Genomic DNA, 18,070 nt, shown 5'->3' on the forward strand with positions numbered 1-18,070 from the left:
ATTCTTTTATCTTAGCTGTTTTTTCTTCTTTTCCGTATATACAGTAGTAGTAAAAGGGCAACAATGCTTATAACCGTAACTATAATTACTCCGTTAACTGCTGTTTTTTCTGATTTATTAACTCCTTTGGAAACTTCTTCTTTTTTCAAAACCATCCCCTCTTTAGCATCTGATAAGGATTCTCCTATTTTCATTTTAGTTACTTGTTGCTTATATTCTGTAGATTGCTGAGGGGTAACTTGGTTTGAAATATAATCCTGGAGTTTTTTATTATTTCCGGAAAATCCTGCTCCTGAATGTCCAAATTCTTTCACAACTTGTGTATGTACGAGGGCCGTTTGTTTTATTTGTTCTTCAGTGGCTTTCCACAACCCTTTTCTTGAGGTTTCAAGCATGATTGCTGTAATTTCTTCTAAGGCTGCCGGACTCACTTTTTTGAAAAATTCTTTGGTTCCTAAATTAGTTTTATCGGTTATATAGGTATCATAAATCTGATCCCACATTTCATTATCGATCACATCGGGCTTCATTACATTCCAACCGTAGGTATTGGTTATAACCTCTGTTATATCGGCCGCGCTGGATGCTCCCCCTTTCATCTTCTCTTTAATATAGGCCGGATTGAAGATGGTGGTACGAGCTTCTACTCCTATAGCTTCTTTCAATTCCTGTATTTTGAAATTAGTATGATTTCTGTAGTCTGCAAAATAGGCATCGGGATCTTTGCCTGTAACATTGCGAATGGCTAAATTCATTCCTCCCATAAACTCGTATACATGATCTAGACTTAAAGCTCCCCAGGTATTGCTTTGTCTTGGATGAACAACCATATCCGTATTTTTTAGTACAGCTTTTAGCAATCCCTTGTGAAAATCACCCCAATTTTTATCACTGCCATATATTGCTCCCATATTATTGATATAGGTTTCTGCTATTTCTTTTTCATCTTCCCATTTATCTCCGCTGGTTACCATTTCTTGAATTCCTGTTCCATACATTCCGTTAACTCCTCCGAATATTCGTTGCGTTGAAATCTGACGGGCTTCTTGAGGAGGTATTCCTTCATCGACTAAACTTTTTTCTATATCCAGAGTGCTTTGAGCTACTAGATTTTCATAGTTGGAATCTTTTGCAGATGCTGCCATTTCCACAGCTCGGGATAGTAATGCCAAACGGGAGGCTGCCATATCTCTAAATTGCCCTGAAGTTTGCACCACTACGTCAATTCTCGGTCTTCCTAAATCTTTGGATTCGATTAATTGTAAATCGGATACTCTTCCGAAGGCATCGCGAACCGGTTCAACTCCCAACATATATAAAACTTGCGCTATGGTTGTTCCTTCGCTTTCAATAAATTCACTGCTCCAAAAGGTATAATTAACTTTTTTAGGATAGGTTCCATGCTTTGCTTTGTATTGTGCCAAGGTTGCATTAACAAGTTCCTTTCCTCTGTCCCAAGCTATCTCGGTAGGAGTTGATTCTGCATTAATGGAATACAAGTTTCTACCTGTCGGAACTCCGTTCGGATTAGCCACAGCATCTCCTCCTGAAGAAGGCTCAACATAGCCTCCGGATAGTGCATTGACTAATGCTTTAAATTCCAATTCCGGACTTTCTTCTAAACTTTTTTCGTATTTTTTTATGTTGGTGATAGTTCTTTCTATCTCAACAATGGCTCTCGCTCTAGATTTTTGCTCTTTGGTATAAGTTATCTTTTTACCTGCCATTCCATGCATAGGCTTTTTCTCTGATTCCTTTGGAGCTGTATGTGCAACTTGTTGCGAAGAGGTATTTTTGGAATGACCTGGAGAATTTTCCATTTTAGAAGGTTTACTTGCGGTACTTTTAGTACTTTTTTTAAACGTTCTTTTTGGAGGAGAAATAATCATTTTAGATTGTTCCAATTCTTTTTCATCAATTCCGGCAACGCTGCAAATAAATGCAGGACTTGCTTCTTTACCTGATAAAATTTGATTAACTATATTTTTGGCTGCGTCTAAATATCTTTGTTTAAAATATACTTTATTTTTGAGTTGTTTTTCGGTTACTTTTCCTCTTTGTTTATCCAAGGCGGCCAGACTATAAGCAATCGGATCTGTACTCATTGCCTGAACGGTTGATATGATTTTATCTTTAGTATAAGGTATACCGGAAGTATAAAGATGCCCGGACATTTTCTCATTGGAAATTTCTTCGGCAAAATTTTCTATTCTTTCTATTTCCTCTAAATTATAGGGTTTGGTTGCTATACTATCTAAACGTAAATCTCTGTGCAATCCCATTTTTACCGCTATTTTCTTTACTTCAAGGGATGCTAACGGCTGATTGGATTCTTCGGATTTATAGTAATATTGTATCTTATCTTGCAATTCTTTAAATTGAGAACGGGTTTGGCTTTCCATAAATGCAGGAGTTAAATAAGATAGTAAGGTGGCATAGGAACGTCTTTTAGCCATCATACTTTCTCCGATATTTCCAATGGTATAATAATAAAAATGTGGCAAGGTTCCGACTAGTCTATCCGGCCAATCTTCATTACTCAGAGCAATTTGTTTTTGAGGGGTAAATTCAAGACTTCCGTGTGTCCCAAAATGAATCAATGCATCGGCTTGGAATCCGTGCTGTACCCAAAGATACGACCCAATATAAGTATGAGGTGGAGCTGTTTTTGCTCCATGGATTATGGCAAAGGTATCATCTCCCAATCCTGCCATAGGTTGAGGTAATAGTACAATATTTCCGAATTGAACTCGTGAAATCGCTAAATACGATTTTTCACCTATATTTTTACTCATGTAATTACCCGGAGCTTCGCCGTAAACCGCTGTAACTTCGGCATATTTTTCGGGGGTAAGTGTTTTTTTTGCCCAGTTTTCATACGTTGTTTTATCAATCAATTCGGGATTGCCATTTTTCAAGTATTCATCAAAAGCTCCTTGGGCGTAAGTACTCATTACAGAACCTTGAGTCATCAAGATTTTTTCAAAATCTTGTACATTTTCGGGTAAATTATCTACTTTATATCCTTCCTTTTTTAATCGTTTTAAAAAATTATAAAGTGAAGGAACGGTTTCCAGTCCTTGTGCGGTTAAGGATTCTTTACCCGGTCCTTTATAATAGTAGACAGCTATTTTTTTATCTTCATTTTTTTTATGTTTTAACTCTACAAAATTGTGAATGATTTGAACAAAATTTTGGAGTCTTTCGGGCACTGTTTTAAATAAATAAAGATTGTTATCTGTTAATTCTTGGGTATTTAAAACGTATGGATATATAGATCCGTCCAATTCAGGCATAACTACACTTTGTGAGAGGAAACCTCCCATCATTCCCATGGGATCTTTAAGCCATTCTTCTTTAGTTTTTAGTATAGTAAGTGGCGTAAATACGGGAATATTTCTTTGTTTTAACCAGTTTACTGCTTCTTCTGCTTTTCCTAATGCTAGTCTTCCGTGTGCGAAATGTATAACTGCATCCGGTTGTATTTCCTTTAAAAATTCCAACCTCTCAAATGTAGAGGATACGGGATAAACGTTAAATCCTTTCTTTTGTAAAGAAACGAGTAAGCTGTCTAAGTTATCTCTATTTCCACTATAGGGATCATTTAATCCACCCAAAATGACAACTTTAGGCGCGCCCTCTACATAAAAATTATTTTTCTTTAAGTAATTTTCGTATTCACTAACATTTTTAAATGCCAAGTCTTCATCTAAATGATACAAAACATCTTCTGCAGTCTCAACTATAGGACTTGGCTCCGTAACAAAAAATATCTTTTTATCTATATTTTTACGAATATATCTGGCAAGGCTTTGATAATTTTTTTTGTTTCCACTATCCATAAATGCTTCTACCGCTTTCATCCGGGTGCTGTCTAAATTACACAGATTATTTTCAGGATTGGTTGCGCGGTATATATAAAAGGGTTTACCGTCTTGCATAATTTTTTTTAACTGCTCCCTTTCTTCCGCGGATGCTTTCATTCCCATACCGAATCCTAAAATAAAGTCGTACTTCTTTAATTTAGACAAATCTTCTAAAGAGACTTCTTCGTATTGAATGAAGGGGTCTTTATTGGATTGAATAAGACTGGTGGTTTGAAATTTTTGAAAGTTTACTAAAGCTACTTTTGTTGGTGAGGCAGTTTTATTCCAAATGATCCAACTTGCCATTAGTAATACTAATAGACACACTATTATACTCAATAAGAGCTTCTTTTTTTTCATTTTCATAATATTTATGTAAGCCTGATTTTTCTTTGATAAACGTTTATTTGACAATGATTTTTTTAGTCGCTTTATGATCACCTACTTTGAATACGAGAATATAAATCCCGGGTGTTAAGGCAGATAAATTCAATTCTTTTGAATAAAAACCGGCTTGCCCCAAGATTTTATCTTCGTACATTTTCTTACCACTTAAGCTATATATGGATAATTCTGCCTTATTTGCATTGGAATTTTTAATATCATATAGTAAGGTAGCCGTTTTATTTACTATTGGATTAGGATAAACCGTAAAGGAAGAATGATCTGTCAATTCTTCTATTCCTAAGTTATTTATTTTTTTATAAGTGAAATTGATAGTTCCTGTAGCTGCTCCTCCAAAATCCGTAAACCATAATTCATATAAGCTCGTTGTATGATCTTTTTCTGTTTTAACGTAATATTTATTTTTTGGAATTATGTATGAATAACCGGATAGTTCCTTCCATCGGTCTCCTATGGTATTAATCTCTTTTTTAAAATTTTCATTTTGAAGTTCAGTTTGGTCGCCTTCTAATTTTTTTGCAACGGCAACGTGAGTATTTTGTAAAGCTCCTGTTACAGAAACATAATCTATGTTTTTATAGAACGAAGTATATTTTGTAAAAAGAAAATCCCAATCTGCATCCAATGGAATTGTATCTACCAATTTATTATTTTTCAATGAATAATAGTTAAACATTTTTCCTTCACCTGTGGAATTTAAGATTGTAAAGGATCGATCTGAACTCCATGATGTTCCCTCCCAAATGGCATATTTACATGTATATCCTTTAAAATAATCTTCAATCATAAATTTCATAAGAGTACCATCGTCATATTCTAATACAAATATGATTGAACCTACTACATGATGGGTGGGCATAAAATATTCCCCCCATCCGTAGGTCGCCGAACCGTTATCGAACGCTCCTTTTTCCCATTTAACCTCGCTATTATATAATTTTTTCCATTGTTGTTTCTTAGATACATCAATAGTATTCCAATCTGAAGCTGCATTTGCTGCTTCATAAACTTTAATGCGTGCATCATTCACGCGTGTAGCAAAACTTCTGGCATCTTTTCTTAGAAAAGCTAAATCCCAATCTGTTGTGGGCAGGGTAGTTTGATTATTAGAACCCAATTGAAAATATACTTGTTGGGTATAAGAAGAGCCTAAGGAAAGAGCGATATTTTTTTCTTGAGCATGTACGGTAACTTGCACCATAAACCATACTATAAGCAGTATAGTCCTTTTCATAATCAATAGATTTAAGTTTTTATTCTATTTTTATTTAGGGCAAATATAATTATTATTTAGATTTATTCTCAATAATATTTAGATTTATTCTAAATTATTTTTACTTTTGCTAAAAAAACTATGAAAGAGAATAGCTCCAATAAGTTCTTTTTATTATATATATCTCTGATTTTAAGTAATTTATCTTATTCTCAAGAGACTAATGACAAAAAAAATAAAGTAAAGGATATTGACGAAATTGTGGTAACAGGTCAATATCATCAACAAAGTGTTGATAAATCCATATATCAAGTTGAGGTCATATCCCAAGAAGATATTAAAAACAGAGCAGCATCCAATATATCGGACATTTTAAGTTATTATCTTAATTTTAATACTCTACCCAACAGTAAAAACGGGGATTCTGAAGCTTCTCTTTTCGGTTTGGATGGTCAATATTTTAAAGTATTGATAGATAATATTCCTATGGTGAGTGATTATGGAATGGGCTCCAATGTTGATTTAACCAAAATTAATTTAGATAATGTGGAACGGATCGAGATTGTGAGAGGGAGTATGGGTACGGATTACGGTTCTAATTCACTTACGGGTATTGTCAATATCATAACCCGTAAAAAAATCAATTCTCAATGGAAAATTTCCGGTTATGTACAAGAGGAAACGGTAGGTAAAGAATATGATTGGAAAGAACAGGGAAGACATATTCAGTCATTAGATATTTCTCATTCTTTATCAGATAAATGGTTCTTATCTTTAGGAGCAAATCGTAATGATTTTAAAGGTTTTTTCGGAAATAAAAAGGGTAAGAGATATTATGAAAATGATGGTAATAGAGGATATGAATGGCTTCCTAAAAAACAATGGAACTCTAATGCTCTTATTCATTATAAAACTAAAGACTTCAATGCTTTTTATAATTTACAATTCTTAAATGAGTTGACTAATTATTATAATCCTATCGTTGATTACAGGGCATTGTCTGAAGGAGGTCTTTTTACTTATGCTTCTAAGGATCGAAATTTTAAAACAGATCGTTGGCTTCATCATCTTTTTTTAAGTGCCAAACTTTTCAATTATCTAACTTATAACGGAGATTTTTCTTATCAAAAACAAAGTAGAAAAAGCAGGGATTATACGTACGATATTGGTATGAGAGAGGTTTTTGGAAAGAAAGATGCCTATAAAAAATATGCCGGAACTGATGCCTGGTATACTCGCGGAACTTTTAGTTCTCCTTCCCTTAGTAAAATATTATCTTATCAAATTGGCTATGAATTTAATTTTATTGAAGGATTAAGGTCTGCGAATTCCAGTTCGATTGGAGGAATGAACACTTCCGGCTTTCAAGAAGATTTGAAAAAACATTTAGACAATTATGATGTATTTGGATCTGCTGAAATCAAAGCGAACCCGGACCTATATTTAAAACCCGGATTCCGAGCCAGTTTTAATACAAAATTTGATAATCAGTATTCTTATTCACTGGCTATGAAATACCAACTATCTCCTAATTCTAATTTTCGTACGGAAATTACTTCTACCAATCGAACTCCAAATTTTGACGAATTGTATACGTATTTTGTAGATACTAATCATAATGTACAGGGAAATGAAAATCTAGTTCCCGAAAAAGGATATTCCAGTTCCATTTATTGGAATCAGAAATTTAAATCTAAAGATAATTTTAAAGGTGATATCACGCTAAGTACGTTGTATATTAATTTAAAAGACAAAATTGAACTTGCAACGGTTAATATGCAACCGTTAGAATATAAATATTTGAATGTGGATAAGTTCAAAACATGGGGAGTACAATTCAATTCAAATATGAGAATTCAAAATTTTCATTTTAACCTGAATGCTTCTTATTTTGGAGTTTCTCGAACGCTAGAAGACAATATCAACGGAATTCCTATTACAACCCCTGATAATGATTATTTGTATACCTTCCAACTAAACTCAAATGTTAACTATACAATTAAGAAATGGGATACTACTTTTTCTCTTTTTTATAAATATAACGGAAAAGAATCTTCTTATGTATTAGATTCTAAAACTGATTCTTATTACTTGGGAAAACAAGATGATTTTAATTTGTTGGATTTTTCGGTTAGGAAATCATTGTTTAAGAAATTTATTGAACTTACGGCAGGGGTAAGAAATATTTTTGATGTTAAGAAAGTAAATACTACTGCTGCACAAGCAGGAGCTCACGACGGGCCTATAAAAAGTATCAATTTATTTTATGGAAGATCATACTTCGCTAAACTTGGTTTTAATTTTAATATATAAATGATGAAAAAATATTTTTTACCTATACTCATTTCTTTTGTTGTTCTTTTAAATTGTAAAGAAGATGATAGTCCTATCGTGGTTCCTCAACCGGAAGCTACTTTAGATGTTCCCGTTGGAGGACCTACCGAACCTAATCAAGTTTGGGTTGATCTGGATCAAAATCGGATGAATGTAAATCAAAGGGATTCTTGGGATTTTGGATTTTATGGTGGGGATAAGTTCCGTGTTATTTTAAATAATTCCACATTAATGGCTGCAGGTAAATTGAATTCTACTTCGATAGATGAAGTGAGAGAATCCGATATCGCTTCTATGAAATCGGTAGTAACGGTAGGTAATTTTCAAGCAGATAATGTGCAGTATGTTGATGATATTATGGGAAATTATTTGGAGCGCACCGCCATTGAAGAAATAAGCGAAAAAAATGAAGAAAACCATGTGTATCTTGTTAATATGGGATATTCTGTATTTAGCGGTAATACGAATGATTTAACGGTTGTAGGAAATCACAGAGGATGGAAAAAAATTAGAGTTCTTCGTAATGATTCTAATAGTTATAAAATTCAATTTGCAGATATAAATGATACAACGCATCATGAAATGATAGTTAAAAAAGATAAAGAGTATCATTTTTCTTATTTAAGCTTATCTGTTGGCATCGTCAAAGTTCAGCCTGCCAAAAACTTGTGGGATCTATGCTTTACAGTTTTCATCAATGAAAATAAAGGACATGGTACGTATACTTTTTCTGATTTTGTGACCTTAAATACGATGAATAACACCGGAGCCTATCAAGCAAATATATCTGATGTGGGAAGTTACGAAGATTTTACTAAGGAAAAAGTAGATTATACAAAATTCGTTTATAATGATCACAGAGTTATTGGCTCCAGTTGGAGAACAACGTATGGAGGGGCTAAGGTATTTACGGATCGGTTTTATGTTCTTAAAGATTCTAAAGGCAATTTATTTAAACTCAAATTTTTAAATATGACGGATAAGGATGGACGAAGAGGATATCCGAAATTCGAATACAAATTACTCACTAATTAATTGCTCTTTATTTACAGGTTGTTGATTTTTCAACAACCTGTTTTTTTATTTATTTTTATTATTTATTTCTTTGCTGTAAGCATATAGGGTATTTTTCAAGAGCATGGCTCTGGTCATAGGCCCTACGCCTCCGGGAACCGGAGTTATCCAAGATGCTTTTTTGGACACTTCTTCAAAATCAACATCTCCGGCTAAATAGTACCCTTTTTCGTGTGTGGAATCCTCAACTTTAGTAATTCCAACATCAACAATTACCGCTCCTTGTTTAATCATGTCTGCTTTTAAAAAGTGGGGAACTCCTAAAGCGGTTATAATAATATCTGCATTTCTTGTATGCTTAGGTATATCAACGGTTTTAGAATGTACTAAAGTAACCGTCGCATCCCCGGGATTTCCTTTTCGGCTTAGAAGAATACTCATCGGACGCCCTACAATTCTGCTTCGGCCAATGACAACCACTTCTTTGCCCTCGGTTGGAATGTTATATCTGGACAGCATTTCCATAATTCCGTAAGGAGTTGCGGGTAAAAAACTTTCAATTTCTAAGGCCATTTTTCCAAAATTTACGGGATGAAAACCATCAACGTCTTTATCGGGATTTATAGCCGTTATAATTTTTTCTTGATTTATATGTTTGGGAAGAGGTAATTGAACTATAAATCCGTCCAATCCTTCCGTTTCATTAAGTTTTTTTACTTCCTCAAGTAATTCATCTTCTGTTACAGTACTCTTAAGTTTTAATAAGGAAGATTTAAATCCTACTGCTTGACAATCTTTAATTTTATTGTTTACATAGGTTACACTTGCAGCATTTTCGCCCACAAGAACAGCTAATAAGTGAGGTTGACGATGCCCTTGGTTTACATATTGGATTACTTCTTCTTTAATTTCTTGTTTTATTTGCTTAGATAATTTGATACCGTCCAATATATTAGCCATATTTTTAATTTTAAAAGTGATACAAATGTAAAAATTAACTTCTAAATGATCGGTATTATATCAATTGTTTTTATCTGATTTATCAATCAAATATTTTTTCTTATTTACATACATGTAATAGAAATTTGGATAAAAATAAATTAATTATTATAGCCTAATTGTATTACTTAACTATACGATAAAATAGACTTACAAAAATATTGTAAGGAAAATTCGCTTATGAAATTAAGTAAGATTATTAGTAAGTATTATTCTTTTAATCTGGCTATTACCCGTTCTCCTCCATCAGGTATAATATCTCCTACTTTAACTAAAATTTCAGTTCCCAAAGGAAGAAACACATCCATTCTAGAGCCGAATTTTATAAAGCCAAAATCTTTACCTGCTTGAGCTGTATCTCCTATTTGAGAATAAATTACTATCCTTCGAGCCATTGCTCCTGCAATTTGTCTAAAAAGAATTTTTTGTTTTTGTTCCGTTTCTACAGCAACTGTAGTTCGTTCGTTTAATTCAGAAGATTTTTCATGCCAGGCAACTAAAAATTTACCCGGATGGTATTTCTTAAATATAACTTTTCCGCTTACCGGATATCTGCAAACGTGTACATTTAAAGGAGACATAAAAATAGATACTTGGATGCAATTGGTTTTAAGAAATTCTTTTTCATAAACTTCTTTCACAATTACCACCTTTCCATCTACAGGTGCAATAATTTCATTTATCTTTGCTTCATAGCTTCTTATCGGATTTCTGAAAAACCAAATAATAAAAAATGATAATACCAGAACCGGTACCGCTATTATAAGTCCCCAATAGTTAAGAAAATAAATGGAAAGGATACTTATTAGTATGCTTACTATTAAACTAATACCTATAATGGTTTTACCTTCTTTGTGTAACCTCATACAATAGTATTTATTAAATAATAGGCAAATATAGCAGGGATGCAAAAGATAAAACTATCTAATCGATCCAATACTCCGCCATGTCCGGGAATTAAATTTCCGGAATCTTTAACTTTAAATTTTCTTTTCAGCTTAGATTCGGCCAGATCACCTATTGGTGCAAATATAGCTATAATTATACTTATTACAATCCAATTACCACGTAAACCCGGCTCCAGATATTCGATAACTAATCCTGCTATTATAGTAGACACTATTCCTCCGATTAACCCTTCAACAGATTTATTAGGTGAAATCTTGGGAGCTAGTTTCCGTTTACCGAATTTACTGCCTATTAGATAAGCAAAACTATCACTAATCCAAAGTAATAAAAAGACATAAAATATTTCAGGAGTTAAAGGATTGATACTCATCGGTATAGCTAGACTCAACCCAAAAGGTATACTTAAATATGCTGTAGTAAATATTAGTTTTGCACTGTCCGTATAAAGTTCATCAGAAAAATAAAATAGGGTTATAATGGATAGGCAAAATAAAACTAAAATAAGAATATATCTCCAATAGAGTAACCGTAAACTGAAACTGCTGTTAAAAAAATTTTGAGAGAAAGTATAATATATAATTCCTATTAGGACAAAGGTTAAAAGTTTATATATGAAATTTGAATATTTTAAAAGCTTTATTGTTTCAAAACTGCACCCTAATAAAAATAAGGTAAGCAAAGCATATAATAAATAGGAGGAATTTATTTTTAAGTCAAAGTAAATATAAAGTATATCGGATAGAAAATGAGTGGTGCATAAAAAAATAAGCAGCACATAGACAAGACCTGATAAGGCACGGACAAATATTGTTTTCACCAGTTTAAAAATTATTCTTCAACTAAAAGTAAATATAGTTTTTTAGCTGTAGATATACTACTAAATCCTTGTACTTGATTGCCATGTATTGAAGTAATATTGGAAGGAATATTATTCTTTTTAGCATATCTTATCTTAGCTAATCCTACACTTGAGGAAGAAATGATTTGACCTGGAGTAGCCCAAACAATAATTTTTTTGGGTAAATCCGTTTTTTTTAAGTGATAGGTTTGATCAGAAGAAATCATGATGGAACCATCCAAAGCCACTAAGTACTCACAATTAATGAGGGCAATATCTTGATCGCCTGTACTTTGTGTTGAATAATTGCAATCTAATTGATTAATCATAGATATTAGTTTAGGTTCTACACATAGAACTTCACTAATATCTTCATTCTTAAGTATTTCTTGTAAATAAAATAAAGATTCTTCCTGATTTTCACAGTAGAAGAACATCCCTCCTCCTGCTTTAAATTTCCTAGCAAATGCTACATCCTCTTCTTCTCCTTCATTGTAAAAATCCAGATTAGTAGTTTCTTCTTTGTTTTTTTTTCCAAATATTTTGTTAAGAAATCCCATTCACTTTTTAACACTTAAAAATCAAAATTATTATCAAATCAAATATATAAAAAACTTTTTATTTTATATGTTGTTTAGAATTTATCAAAATACTTGCCATTATTCGGATTTTGATTCACTATTTTGATCATTTTCTTTAAGGCTTTCCTCTTCTATTTCTTCGGAAAAAGTTTCTTCATCAAATTTTCTTTTACCGAAAATTTCTTCTAAATCTTCTTTAAATATAACTTCTTTTTCTAATAATTTATTAGCTAATCTAGTTAATTTATCTTTGTTATCTGATAAGATCTGAACAGCTCTTTTATATTGCGATTCAATGATCTTTGATATTTCTTTGTCAATAGTTTCAGCAGTAACTTCTGAGTAAGGCTTTGTAAAACCATATTCGTTGCCTGAGCTATCATAATAAGAAATATTCCCTATTTGATCACTCAATCCGTAAATGGTTACCATCGCATTGGCTTGCTTTGTTACGCGTTCTAAATCGGACAAAGCTCCGGTTGATATATTATTAAATATTACCTCTTCTGCAGCTCTTCCCCCTAAAGTAGCACATATTTCATCTAACATTTGTTCTGTGGTTGTTAACTGTCTTTCTTCAGGAAGATACCAAGCTGCTCCTAATGAGCGTCCTCTTGGAACAATAGTTACTTTTAATAAAGGAGCTGCATGTTCAACCATCCAGCTGATGGTAGCATGTCCTGCTTCGTGAAAAGCAACTCTCTTTTTCTCATGAGGCTTAATTACTTTATTCTTTTTCTCTAAACCTCCGATAATTCTATCCACAGAATCTAAGAAATCCTGCTTTCCTACACTTTCTTTTCCTTTACGTGCTGCTATTAAAGCCGCTTCGTTACAAACATTGGCAATATCTGCTCCACTAAATCCGGGAGTTTGTTTAGCCAAGAAATCGACATCTAGATCTTCATCTAATTTTAAAGGTTTCAAATGAACTTGGAAAATCTCTTTTCTTTCATTTAAATCCGGTAAATCAACATAAATGGATCTGTCAAAACGGCCCGGACGCATTAATGCCTTGTCTAAGATATCTGCTCGGTTGGTTGCTGCTAATACGATAACACTGGTATTTGTTCCAAAACCATCCATTTCCGTTAATAATTGATTTAACGTGTTTTCTCTTTCATCGTTAGATCCGGTAATATTGTTTTTACCTCTGGCTCTACCGATAGCATCAATTTCATCTATAAATATAATTGAAGGTGATTTTTCTTTAGCTTGTCTGAACAAATCTCTTACCCTGGAAGCCCCCACTCCCACAAACATTTCGACAAAGTCTGAACCTGATAAAGAGAAAAAGGGAACTTTAGCTTCTCCGGCTACCGCTTTAGCTAATAAGGTTTTACCGGTTCCCGGAGGCCCTACTAATAAAGCACCTTTAGGTATTTTACCTCCTAATTTGGTATATTTTTGAGGATTTTTTAAAAAATCAACTATTTCTTCTACTTCTTCTTTTGCTCCTTCCAATCCTGCTACATCTTTAAATGTAACTCGAACATTATCGTTTTCATCAAAAAGTTTTGCTTTGGAGCGACCGATATTAAAGATTTGCCCTCCTCCTCCGGCACTTCCTCCGGCCATCTTACGAAATAAGAAAAACCATATTAGTGCAAAGAAAAGAATTGGTAATAATAATTGAATAAATACATCTCCCCATTGACTAGGGTTTTCAAATTCTAAGTTGGTATTTAAATTATAATTTGCTTTGTCTTCGTTGAATCTTTTTTCAAAAAGTTGTTTATCTCCTGCTATGAATGAGAATTGTGGAGAATCAGAAAGTTGTTTAAATGGACTGAATCCTTGATTGTCCATGTTATAAACTTCAGGATTCTTCATTGCTTCCTGTGTCAAATATACTTTTACCTCAGAAGAGCCGTTAACAAATACTACATTTTTAACGTAACCTTTTTCTAAGTAGCTGAAAAATTTAGCAGAATCTATTTTTACGTCTTTTCCGGAATTTAAAAATTCTTGAGATACTAGTAGTATAGCAAATATGATAAGTATACCATAAAACCAATTAAACGAAAATGGTTTGTTATCTTTTTTCTTTTTATTATTTTTATTATTTGTTTCCAAAATTAAGTCTGATTTTTTATAATTATCGGATTATGTATATGTATAAGATCTTATTTGTCCGGATTAGGAATTCTGGTTATTTCCACATCACCCCATAAATTTTCTAAATCATAATATTCTCTGTATTCGGGTTGAAAAATATGAACAACTATAGATACGTAATCCATTAAAACCCATTGTTGATTATCAACTCCTTCAATATGCCAAGGCTTGTCTTTAGTATTTTTTCTTACGAATCTTTCCACAGAATTGGAAATTGCGGAAACTTGAGTATTAGTTCCCCCCGTGCATATGACAAAATAATCTGTAATTGTATTTTCTAATTTGGTAAAGTTCAAAATAGTTATATCGTATCCTTTAACTTCTTCTATCCCTTTTATAATATTTTCTAATAATTCTTTTTTTTCGATCTGTGTATCAGTCATCTAATCTATTTCTAGTATAATGTGTCTTTTATAAAATGTAATGAATTTATGCAAAAATAATCAATTTATCACTTATATTAATTATAATTTAATAATTTTATCATTTAATTATATTTGTCAAATCTTATGCCATTAGAATATTTTGATAGAATTGGTTCTACTAACGATTTTGTCAGAGAAAATATAAAGCAATATTCAACAAATTTCCACGGTGTATTTTCTTTTAATCAAACGAAAGGAAGAGGCGTTAATGGCCATCAATGGATGTCCGAACCCAGTAAAAATATTGCTATGACATTTTGTCTTACCACCCCTTCCCTTCCTAACAATTATCTTAGTTTTTGGGTGGCTATTCGAGTATGTTTATTCATAAAAAAAATCACAAAAACTGATGTTTTAATTAAATGGCCTAATGATATTTTAATTAATAAAAAAAAAGTCTGTGGAATTTTAATTGAAAAATCAGGAAATACGTTTATTGTAGGAATTGGCATCAATGTTCTTCAAAAAGAATTCTCGGGAATTCCTCATGCTTCTTCTTTACTTTCTTTTTCTTCTCAAAATTATAACTTAACGGAAATAGTACATGGTTTAATGAAAGATTTTGAAAATAATTTCCATTTACTTGATGATCCCTTGTATCTTCTTTCCAATTATAATGAATATCTGTTTGGTAAAGGAAAAGTACTGGCTTTTAAAATAGGCGACTCCATTAAAAACGGAATTATTCAAAAAGTTGAAGAAGATGGACTTTTAGAGGTTAGAATTGAAAATAAGGGGATTATGAGATTTAGAATCAAAGAAATCGAATTTTTATATTAAATTTTTTAAATTTTGTTTAATACTTGTGAATAATATTTTTTTTTTAATAGTTAAATTACTTTTTTTTTAATTATATTTACATAAATTTAAAAATAAAGTAAAAACTAAGTGGAAGATTTTTTTGACAATGAGCTGGTAAATATGTTTGAAGAAATGTTGGAAGAAAATAAATCCGTTTATTTTGAAGCGGATGAGTTTTGCGAAATTATTTCTTTCTACTTGGATATTTATGATTTTGAATATGCTATAAAAGCTCTTGACATTGCTTTTTCTCTTTACCCTAACAATATTGATATCAAAGTTAAACAGCTCGAATATTTTGTTGGAACCGAAGATTTACATAATGCTTCCGATTTAATCGATGAACTTAAGGAACTATGTTTTGCTGATACTGATTACTTAATTGCTACTGCAAAATATTGGTCTTTGCGTAAACTTCCTTATAAATCTATTGATTTCTATAAGGCTGCATTAAAAAATGAAGAAGATGAAGATTATATTTATAATTGCTTAGGCAATGAATATCTTGAAATTAAGGAGCCCACGTATGCTCTAAATTCATACAAAAAAGCATTAGAATATAACAAAAACGATGAGTATTCCTTATTTTCTTGCATACATTGTTACGAAATTTTAAATCAACATAAAGAATGTATAACTTTTTTAAATCAATTCATTGATGTAAATCCTTATTCCGATGAAGCTTGGTTTCAATTGGGATTACAATACTTAAATCTGAATTGGTATGAAAAAGCTTTAATTGCTTTTGATTACACTGTTGTAATCAATCCTAAGAGCATTGCCGGATATACACAAAAAGCCTTTTGCTATGAAAAATTAAACCAATGGGAAAAAGCGATAAGTGTTTATAACGAGTCTTTAGATTTTGACGATACGGCTGCTTTTACTCTTTTTAAGATTGGACAGGCTTATAATAAGCTTCGTAAACCTATACAAGCGCTTACCTCTTTTCAAAAAGCAGTTAAAGAAGATCCACAATTTGATAAAGCTTGGTATGAAATCTCAGACATCTATGATTCTTTGGGTAATAATGAAGAAGCTCTTCACTACATAAAAAAAGCTTTGGATATAGAATCTAAAGAGGTTAATTATTGGAAAAAATATGCTTACCTTAACATTCAGCTTGGAAAATATGAAGAAGCTTCTGATTCGTTTGAAATAATTATTGAGCTTGAACCCAATCATTTTTATAATTGGTTGGCTTTTTCCGAATTACTCATCAGTTTGGGGGATTATACTAAGGCCGCATTACTTTTGCATAAAAGTTTTAAGAATTTTCATAGAGCAGAACTCTACTATCAACTAAGCAACTGTTATTTCTTATTGAAGAATTATGAAAAGAGTGAAAAATTTTTAAAAATGGCACTAAAATTGAATCCTTCCATTAAACAAGAAATGCAGGAAAAATACTCAATTTTACTTAGGGATAACACAATTAAATATAAAAATCCCGGCATTATTTAAAACCTATTTATTAATAAAAACCATAAAGAATAATTGATAATATTCAATGAACATTGTAGCCCATCAATTGCTATCGTATCAAATTCCTGATATACAATTAGGTAATGTGTTGGGTGAAGTTGTTCGGGGTAAAGATTATCAAAATTATCCTCAGTCTATAGCTACCGGCATTCTTTTACATCGGCATATCGATTCATTTACGGATTCTCATCCTATTGTTAAAGAAACAACTAGTATTTTCCATAAATCGTATGGAAAATTTGCCCCTATAATCACCGATGTTATCTATGATTATTTCTTAATAAAAAATTGGCATCTTTTTTATGAAGAGGATTTTGAGCATTTCAAAAATTCATGTTATGATTTGGTTCAAAGTACGGAACTATTGTTTCCAAAAAAATTAGATACCATTTTAAAATCTTTAATTGAAGATGATTGGTTTGAAAAATACAGTACTTATGAAGGTATTGAATGGACGCTCCATCATCTAACCAAAAAATCCAAATTTAATCAAAGTATTGCTGATATGGGTAATTCAATTAAGGAGATATATTTACAAGAAAAAAAAATTGAACGGCATTTTCTTGATTTTTTCCCTCAACTTCAATCTTATTGTAAAAAATTTATTATAAAGTTAATGCCGGAATACGAAGTTTTAATTTTGCAAAACCATACTCATCGTTTATGAAAACATACATTGTTTTATTTGACGGCGTTTGTAATCTTTGCAATTCTACGGTTCAATTTATTATTAAAAGAGATAAACATAATCAATTTAAATTTTCCTCTTTACAATCCGAATATGGACAAAATTTTTTAAAGGAAAGAAATCTTGATTCTTCCGATTTTAAATCAATAATTTTATATGAACCCGAGGTAGCGTACTATACTAAAAGTAAAGCTGCTTTAAAAATAGCACAGAACCTTGGTTTCCCTTATAATCTCTTATCTGTTTTACTATTAATCCCTTCTTTTATAAGAGATTGGTTTTATTCTTTAATATCCAAATATAGATATCATTTATTTGGAAAAAAAGATAGCTGCATGGTTCCTACTCCTGAAAATAAAAGAAAATTTATTTAAAATTTCGGATAGATATTTTC

14 protein-coding genes are annotated in these 18,070 nt (G+C 31.8%); 6 read left to right on the forward strand and 8 right to left on the reverse strand.

The window, feature by feature from the left end; translation table 11 throughout:
• Positions 1–11: 11 nt before the first annotated feature.
• Together GFV01_RS09425 and GFV01_RS09430 are read right to left on the reverse strand one after the other, a co-directional pair.
• Positions 12–4,226, reverse strand: coding sequence for a cobaltochelatase subunit CobN (locus tag GFV01_RS09425; RefSeq protein ID WP_160566931.1), 4,215 nt, complete (start codon positions 4,224–4,226; stop codon positions 12–14).
• Positions 4,227–4,269: 43 nt separating this feature from the next.
• Positions 4,270–5,505: a T9SS type A sorting domain-containing protein gene (locus GFV01_RS09430; RefSeq protein WP_160566934.1), complete on the reverse strand. Its 1,236-nt coding sequence runs from the start codon at positions 5,503–5,505 to the stop codon at positions 4,270–4,272.
• Positions 5,506–5,625: 120 nt separating this feature from the next.
• Here GFV01_RS09430 and GFV01_RS09435 point away from each other — a divergent pair, with 120 nt between their 5' ends.
• Together GFV01_RS09435 and GFV01_RS09440 are read left to right on the forward strand one after the other, a co-directional pair.
• Positions 5,626–7,797, forward strand: coding sequence for a TonB-dependent siderophore receptor (locus GFV01_RS09435; RefSeq protein ID WP_160566937.1), 2,172 nt, complete (start codon positions 5,626–5,628; stop codon positions 7,795–7,797).
• A gap of 3 nt (positions 7,798–7,800) precedes the next feature.
• Positions 7,801–8,853 carry an HmuY family protein gene (locus GFV01_RS09440; protein WP_160566940.1) on the forward strand — a complete coding sequence of 351 codons (1,053 nt, stop codon included), beginning with the start codon at positions 7,801–7,803 and terminating at the stop codon, positions 8,851–8,853.
• Between the two features lie 45 nt (positions 8,854–8,898).
• Here the strand turns inward: GFV01_RS09440 and GFV01_RS09445 are convergent, their stop codons facing one another.
• From GFV01_RS09445 to rsfS, 6 genes are all read right to left on the reverse strand, one after another.
• Positions 8,899–9,792 carry a bifunctional 5,10-methylenetetrahydrofolate dehydrogenase/5,10-methenyltetrahydrofolate cyclohydrolase gene (locus tag GFV01_RS09445; protein ID WP_160566943.1) on the reverse strand — a complete coding sequence of 298 codons (894 nt, stop codon included), beginning with the start codon at positions 9,790–9,792 and terminating at the stop codon, positions 8,899–8,901.
• Between the two features lie 248 nt (positions 9,793–10,040).
• A complete protein-coding gene (locus tag GFV01_RS09450) occupies positions 10,041–10,697 on the reverse strand; it encodes a phosphatidylserine decarboxylase family protein (RefSeq protein WP_160566946.1) in 657 nt (218 codons plus the stop codon).
• Positions 10,694–11,557, reverse strand: a complete 864-nt coding sequence (locus tag GFV01_RS09455; protein WP_160566949.1) for a phosphatidate cytidylyltransferase — start codon at positions 11,555–11,557, stop codon at positions 10,694–10,696. Before GFV01_RS09455 ends, GFV01_RS09450 begins: the two co-directional genes overlap by 4 nt.
• 11 nt (positions 11,558–11,568) lie before the next feature.
• Entirely contained in the window at positions 11,569–12,138 is a 570-nt protein-coding gene (locus GFV01_RS09460) for a hypothetical protein (RefSeq protein WP_105296917.1), read from the reverse strand.
• A 99-nt stretch (positions 12,139–12,237) separates the two neighbouring features.
• Positions 12,238–14,235, reverse strand: coding sequence for an ATP-dependent zinc metalloprotease FtsH (gene ftsH, locus GFV01_RS09465; protein ID WP_185116732.1), 1,998 nt, complete (start codon positions 14,233–14,235; stop codon positions 12,238–12,240).
• A gap of 50 nt (positions 14,236–14,285) precedes the next feature.
• Positions 14,286–14,660: a ribosome silencing factor gene (gene rsfS, locus GFV01_RS09470; RefSeq protein ID WP_105296916.1), complete on the reverse strand. Its 375-nt coding sequence runs from the start codon at positions 14,658–14,660 to the stop codon at positions 14,286–14,288.
• 126 nt (positions 14,661–14,786) lie between these two features.
• On the opposite strand from rsfS, the gene GFV01_RS09475 reads away from it, so the two are divergent.
• The 4 genes from GFV01_RS09475 (at position 14,787) to GFV01_RS09490 (ending at position 18,050) form a co-directional block, all read left to right on the forward strand.
• Positions 14,787–15,482, forward strand: a complete 696-nt coding sequence (locus GFV01_RS09475; RefSeq protein ID WP_160566952.1) for a biotin--[acetyl-CoA-carboxylase] ligase — start codon at positions 14,787–14,789, stop codon at positions 15,480–15,482.
• A 108-nt stretch (positions 15,483–15,590) separates the two neighbouring features.
• Positions 15,591–16,967, forward strand: a complete 1,377-nt coding sequence (locus tag GFV01_RS09480; protein WP_160566955.1) for a tetratricopeptide repeat protein — start codon at positions 15,591–15,593, stop codon at positions 16,965–16,967.
• 46 nt (positions 16,968–17,013) lie between these two features.
• Positions 17,014–17,655: an ACP phosphodiesterase gene (locus tag GFV01_RS09485; protein ID WP_160543016.1), complete on the forward strand. Its 642-nt coding sequence runs from the start codon at positions 17,014–17,016 to the stop codon at positions 17,653–17,655.
• Positions 17,652–18,050: a thiol-disulfide oxidoreductase DCC family protein gene (locus tag GFV01_RS09490; RefSeq protein ID WP_160566959.1), complete on the forward strand. Its 399-nt coding sequence runs from the start codon at positions 17,652–17,654 to the stop codon at positions 18,048–18,050. Before GFV01_RS09485 ends, GFV01_RS09490 begins: the two co-directional genes overlap by 4 nt.
• Positions 18,051–18,070 lie beyond the last annotated feature (20 nt).

This window comes from Apibacter sp. B2912 (assembly GCF_009827835.1).
In the GTDB taxonomy this organism is placed as follows: Bacteria; Bacteroidota; Bacteroidia; order Flavobacteriales; family Weeksellaceae; genus Apibacter.

Excerpts from the sequence above, each read along its gene's own strand:
- GFV01_RS09425 (WP_160566931.1), bottom strand. The coding sequence starts at position 4,226 with ATGAAAAAAAAGAAGCTCTTATTGAGTATAATAGTGTGTCTATTAGTA.
- GFV01_RS09430 (WP_160566934.1), bottom strand. The coding sequence starts at position 5,505 with ATGAAAAGGACTATACTGCTTATAGTATGGTTTATGGTGCAAGTTACC.
- GFV01_RS09435 (WP_160566937.1), top strand. The coding sequence starts at position 5,626 with ATGAAAGAGAATAGCTCCAATAAGTTCTTTTTATTATATATATCTCTG.
- GFV01_RS09440 (WP_160566940.1), top strand. The coding sequence starts at position 7,801 with ATGAAAAAATATTTTTTACCTATACTCATTTCTTTTGTTGTTCTTTTA.
- GFV01_RS09445 (WP_160566943.1), bottom strand. The coding sequence starts at position 9,792 with ATGGCTAATATATTGGACGGTATCAAATTATCTAAGCAAATAAAACAA.
- GFV01_RS09450 (WP_160566946.1), bottom strand. The coding sequence starts at position 10,697 with ATGAGGTTACACAAAGAAGGTAAAACCATTATAGGTATTAGTTTAATA.
- GFV01_RS09460 (WP_105296917.1), bottom strand. The coding sequence starts at position 12,138 with ATGGGATTTCTTAACAAAATATTTGGAAAAAAAAACAAAGAAGAAACT.
- rsfS (WP_105296916.1), bottom strand. The coding sequence starts at position 14,660 with ATGACTGATACACAGATCGAAAAAAAAGAATTATTAGAAAATATTATA.
- GFV01_RS09475 (WP_160566952.1), top strand. The coding sequence starts at position 14,787 with ATGCCATTAGAATATTTTGATAGAATTGGTTCTACTAACGATTTTGTC.
- GFV01_RS09485 (WP_160543016.1), top strand. The coding sequence starts at position 17,014 with ATGAACATTGTAGCCCATCAATTGCTATCGTATCAAATTCCTGATATA.
- GFV01_RS09490 (WP_160566959.1), top strand. The coding sequence starts at position 17,652 with ATGAAAACATACATTGTTTTATTTGACGGCGTTTGTAATCTTTGCAAT.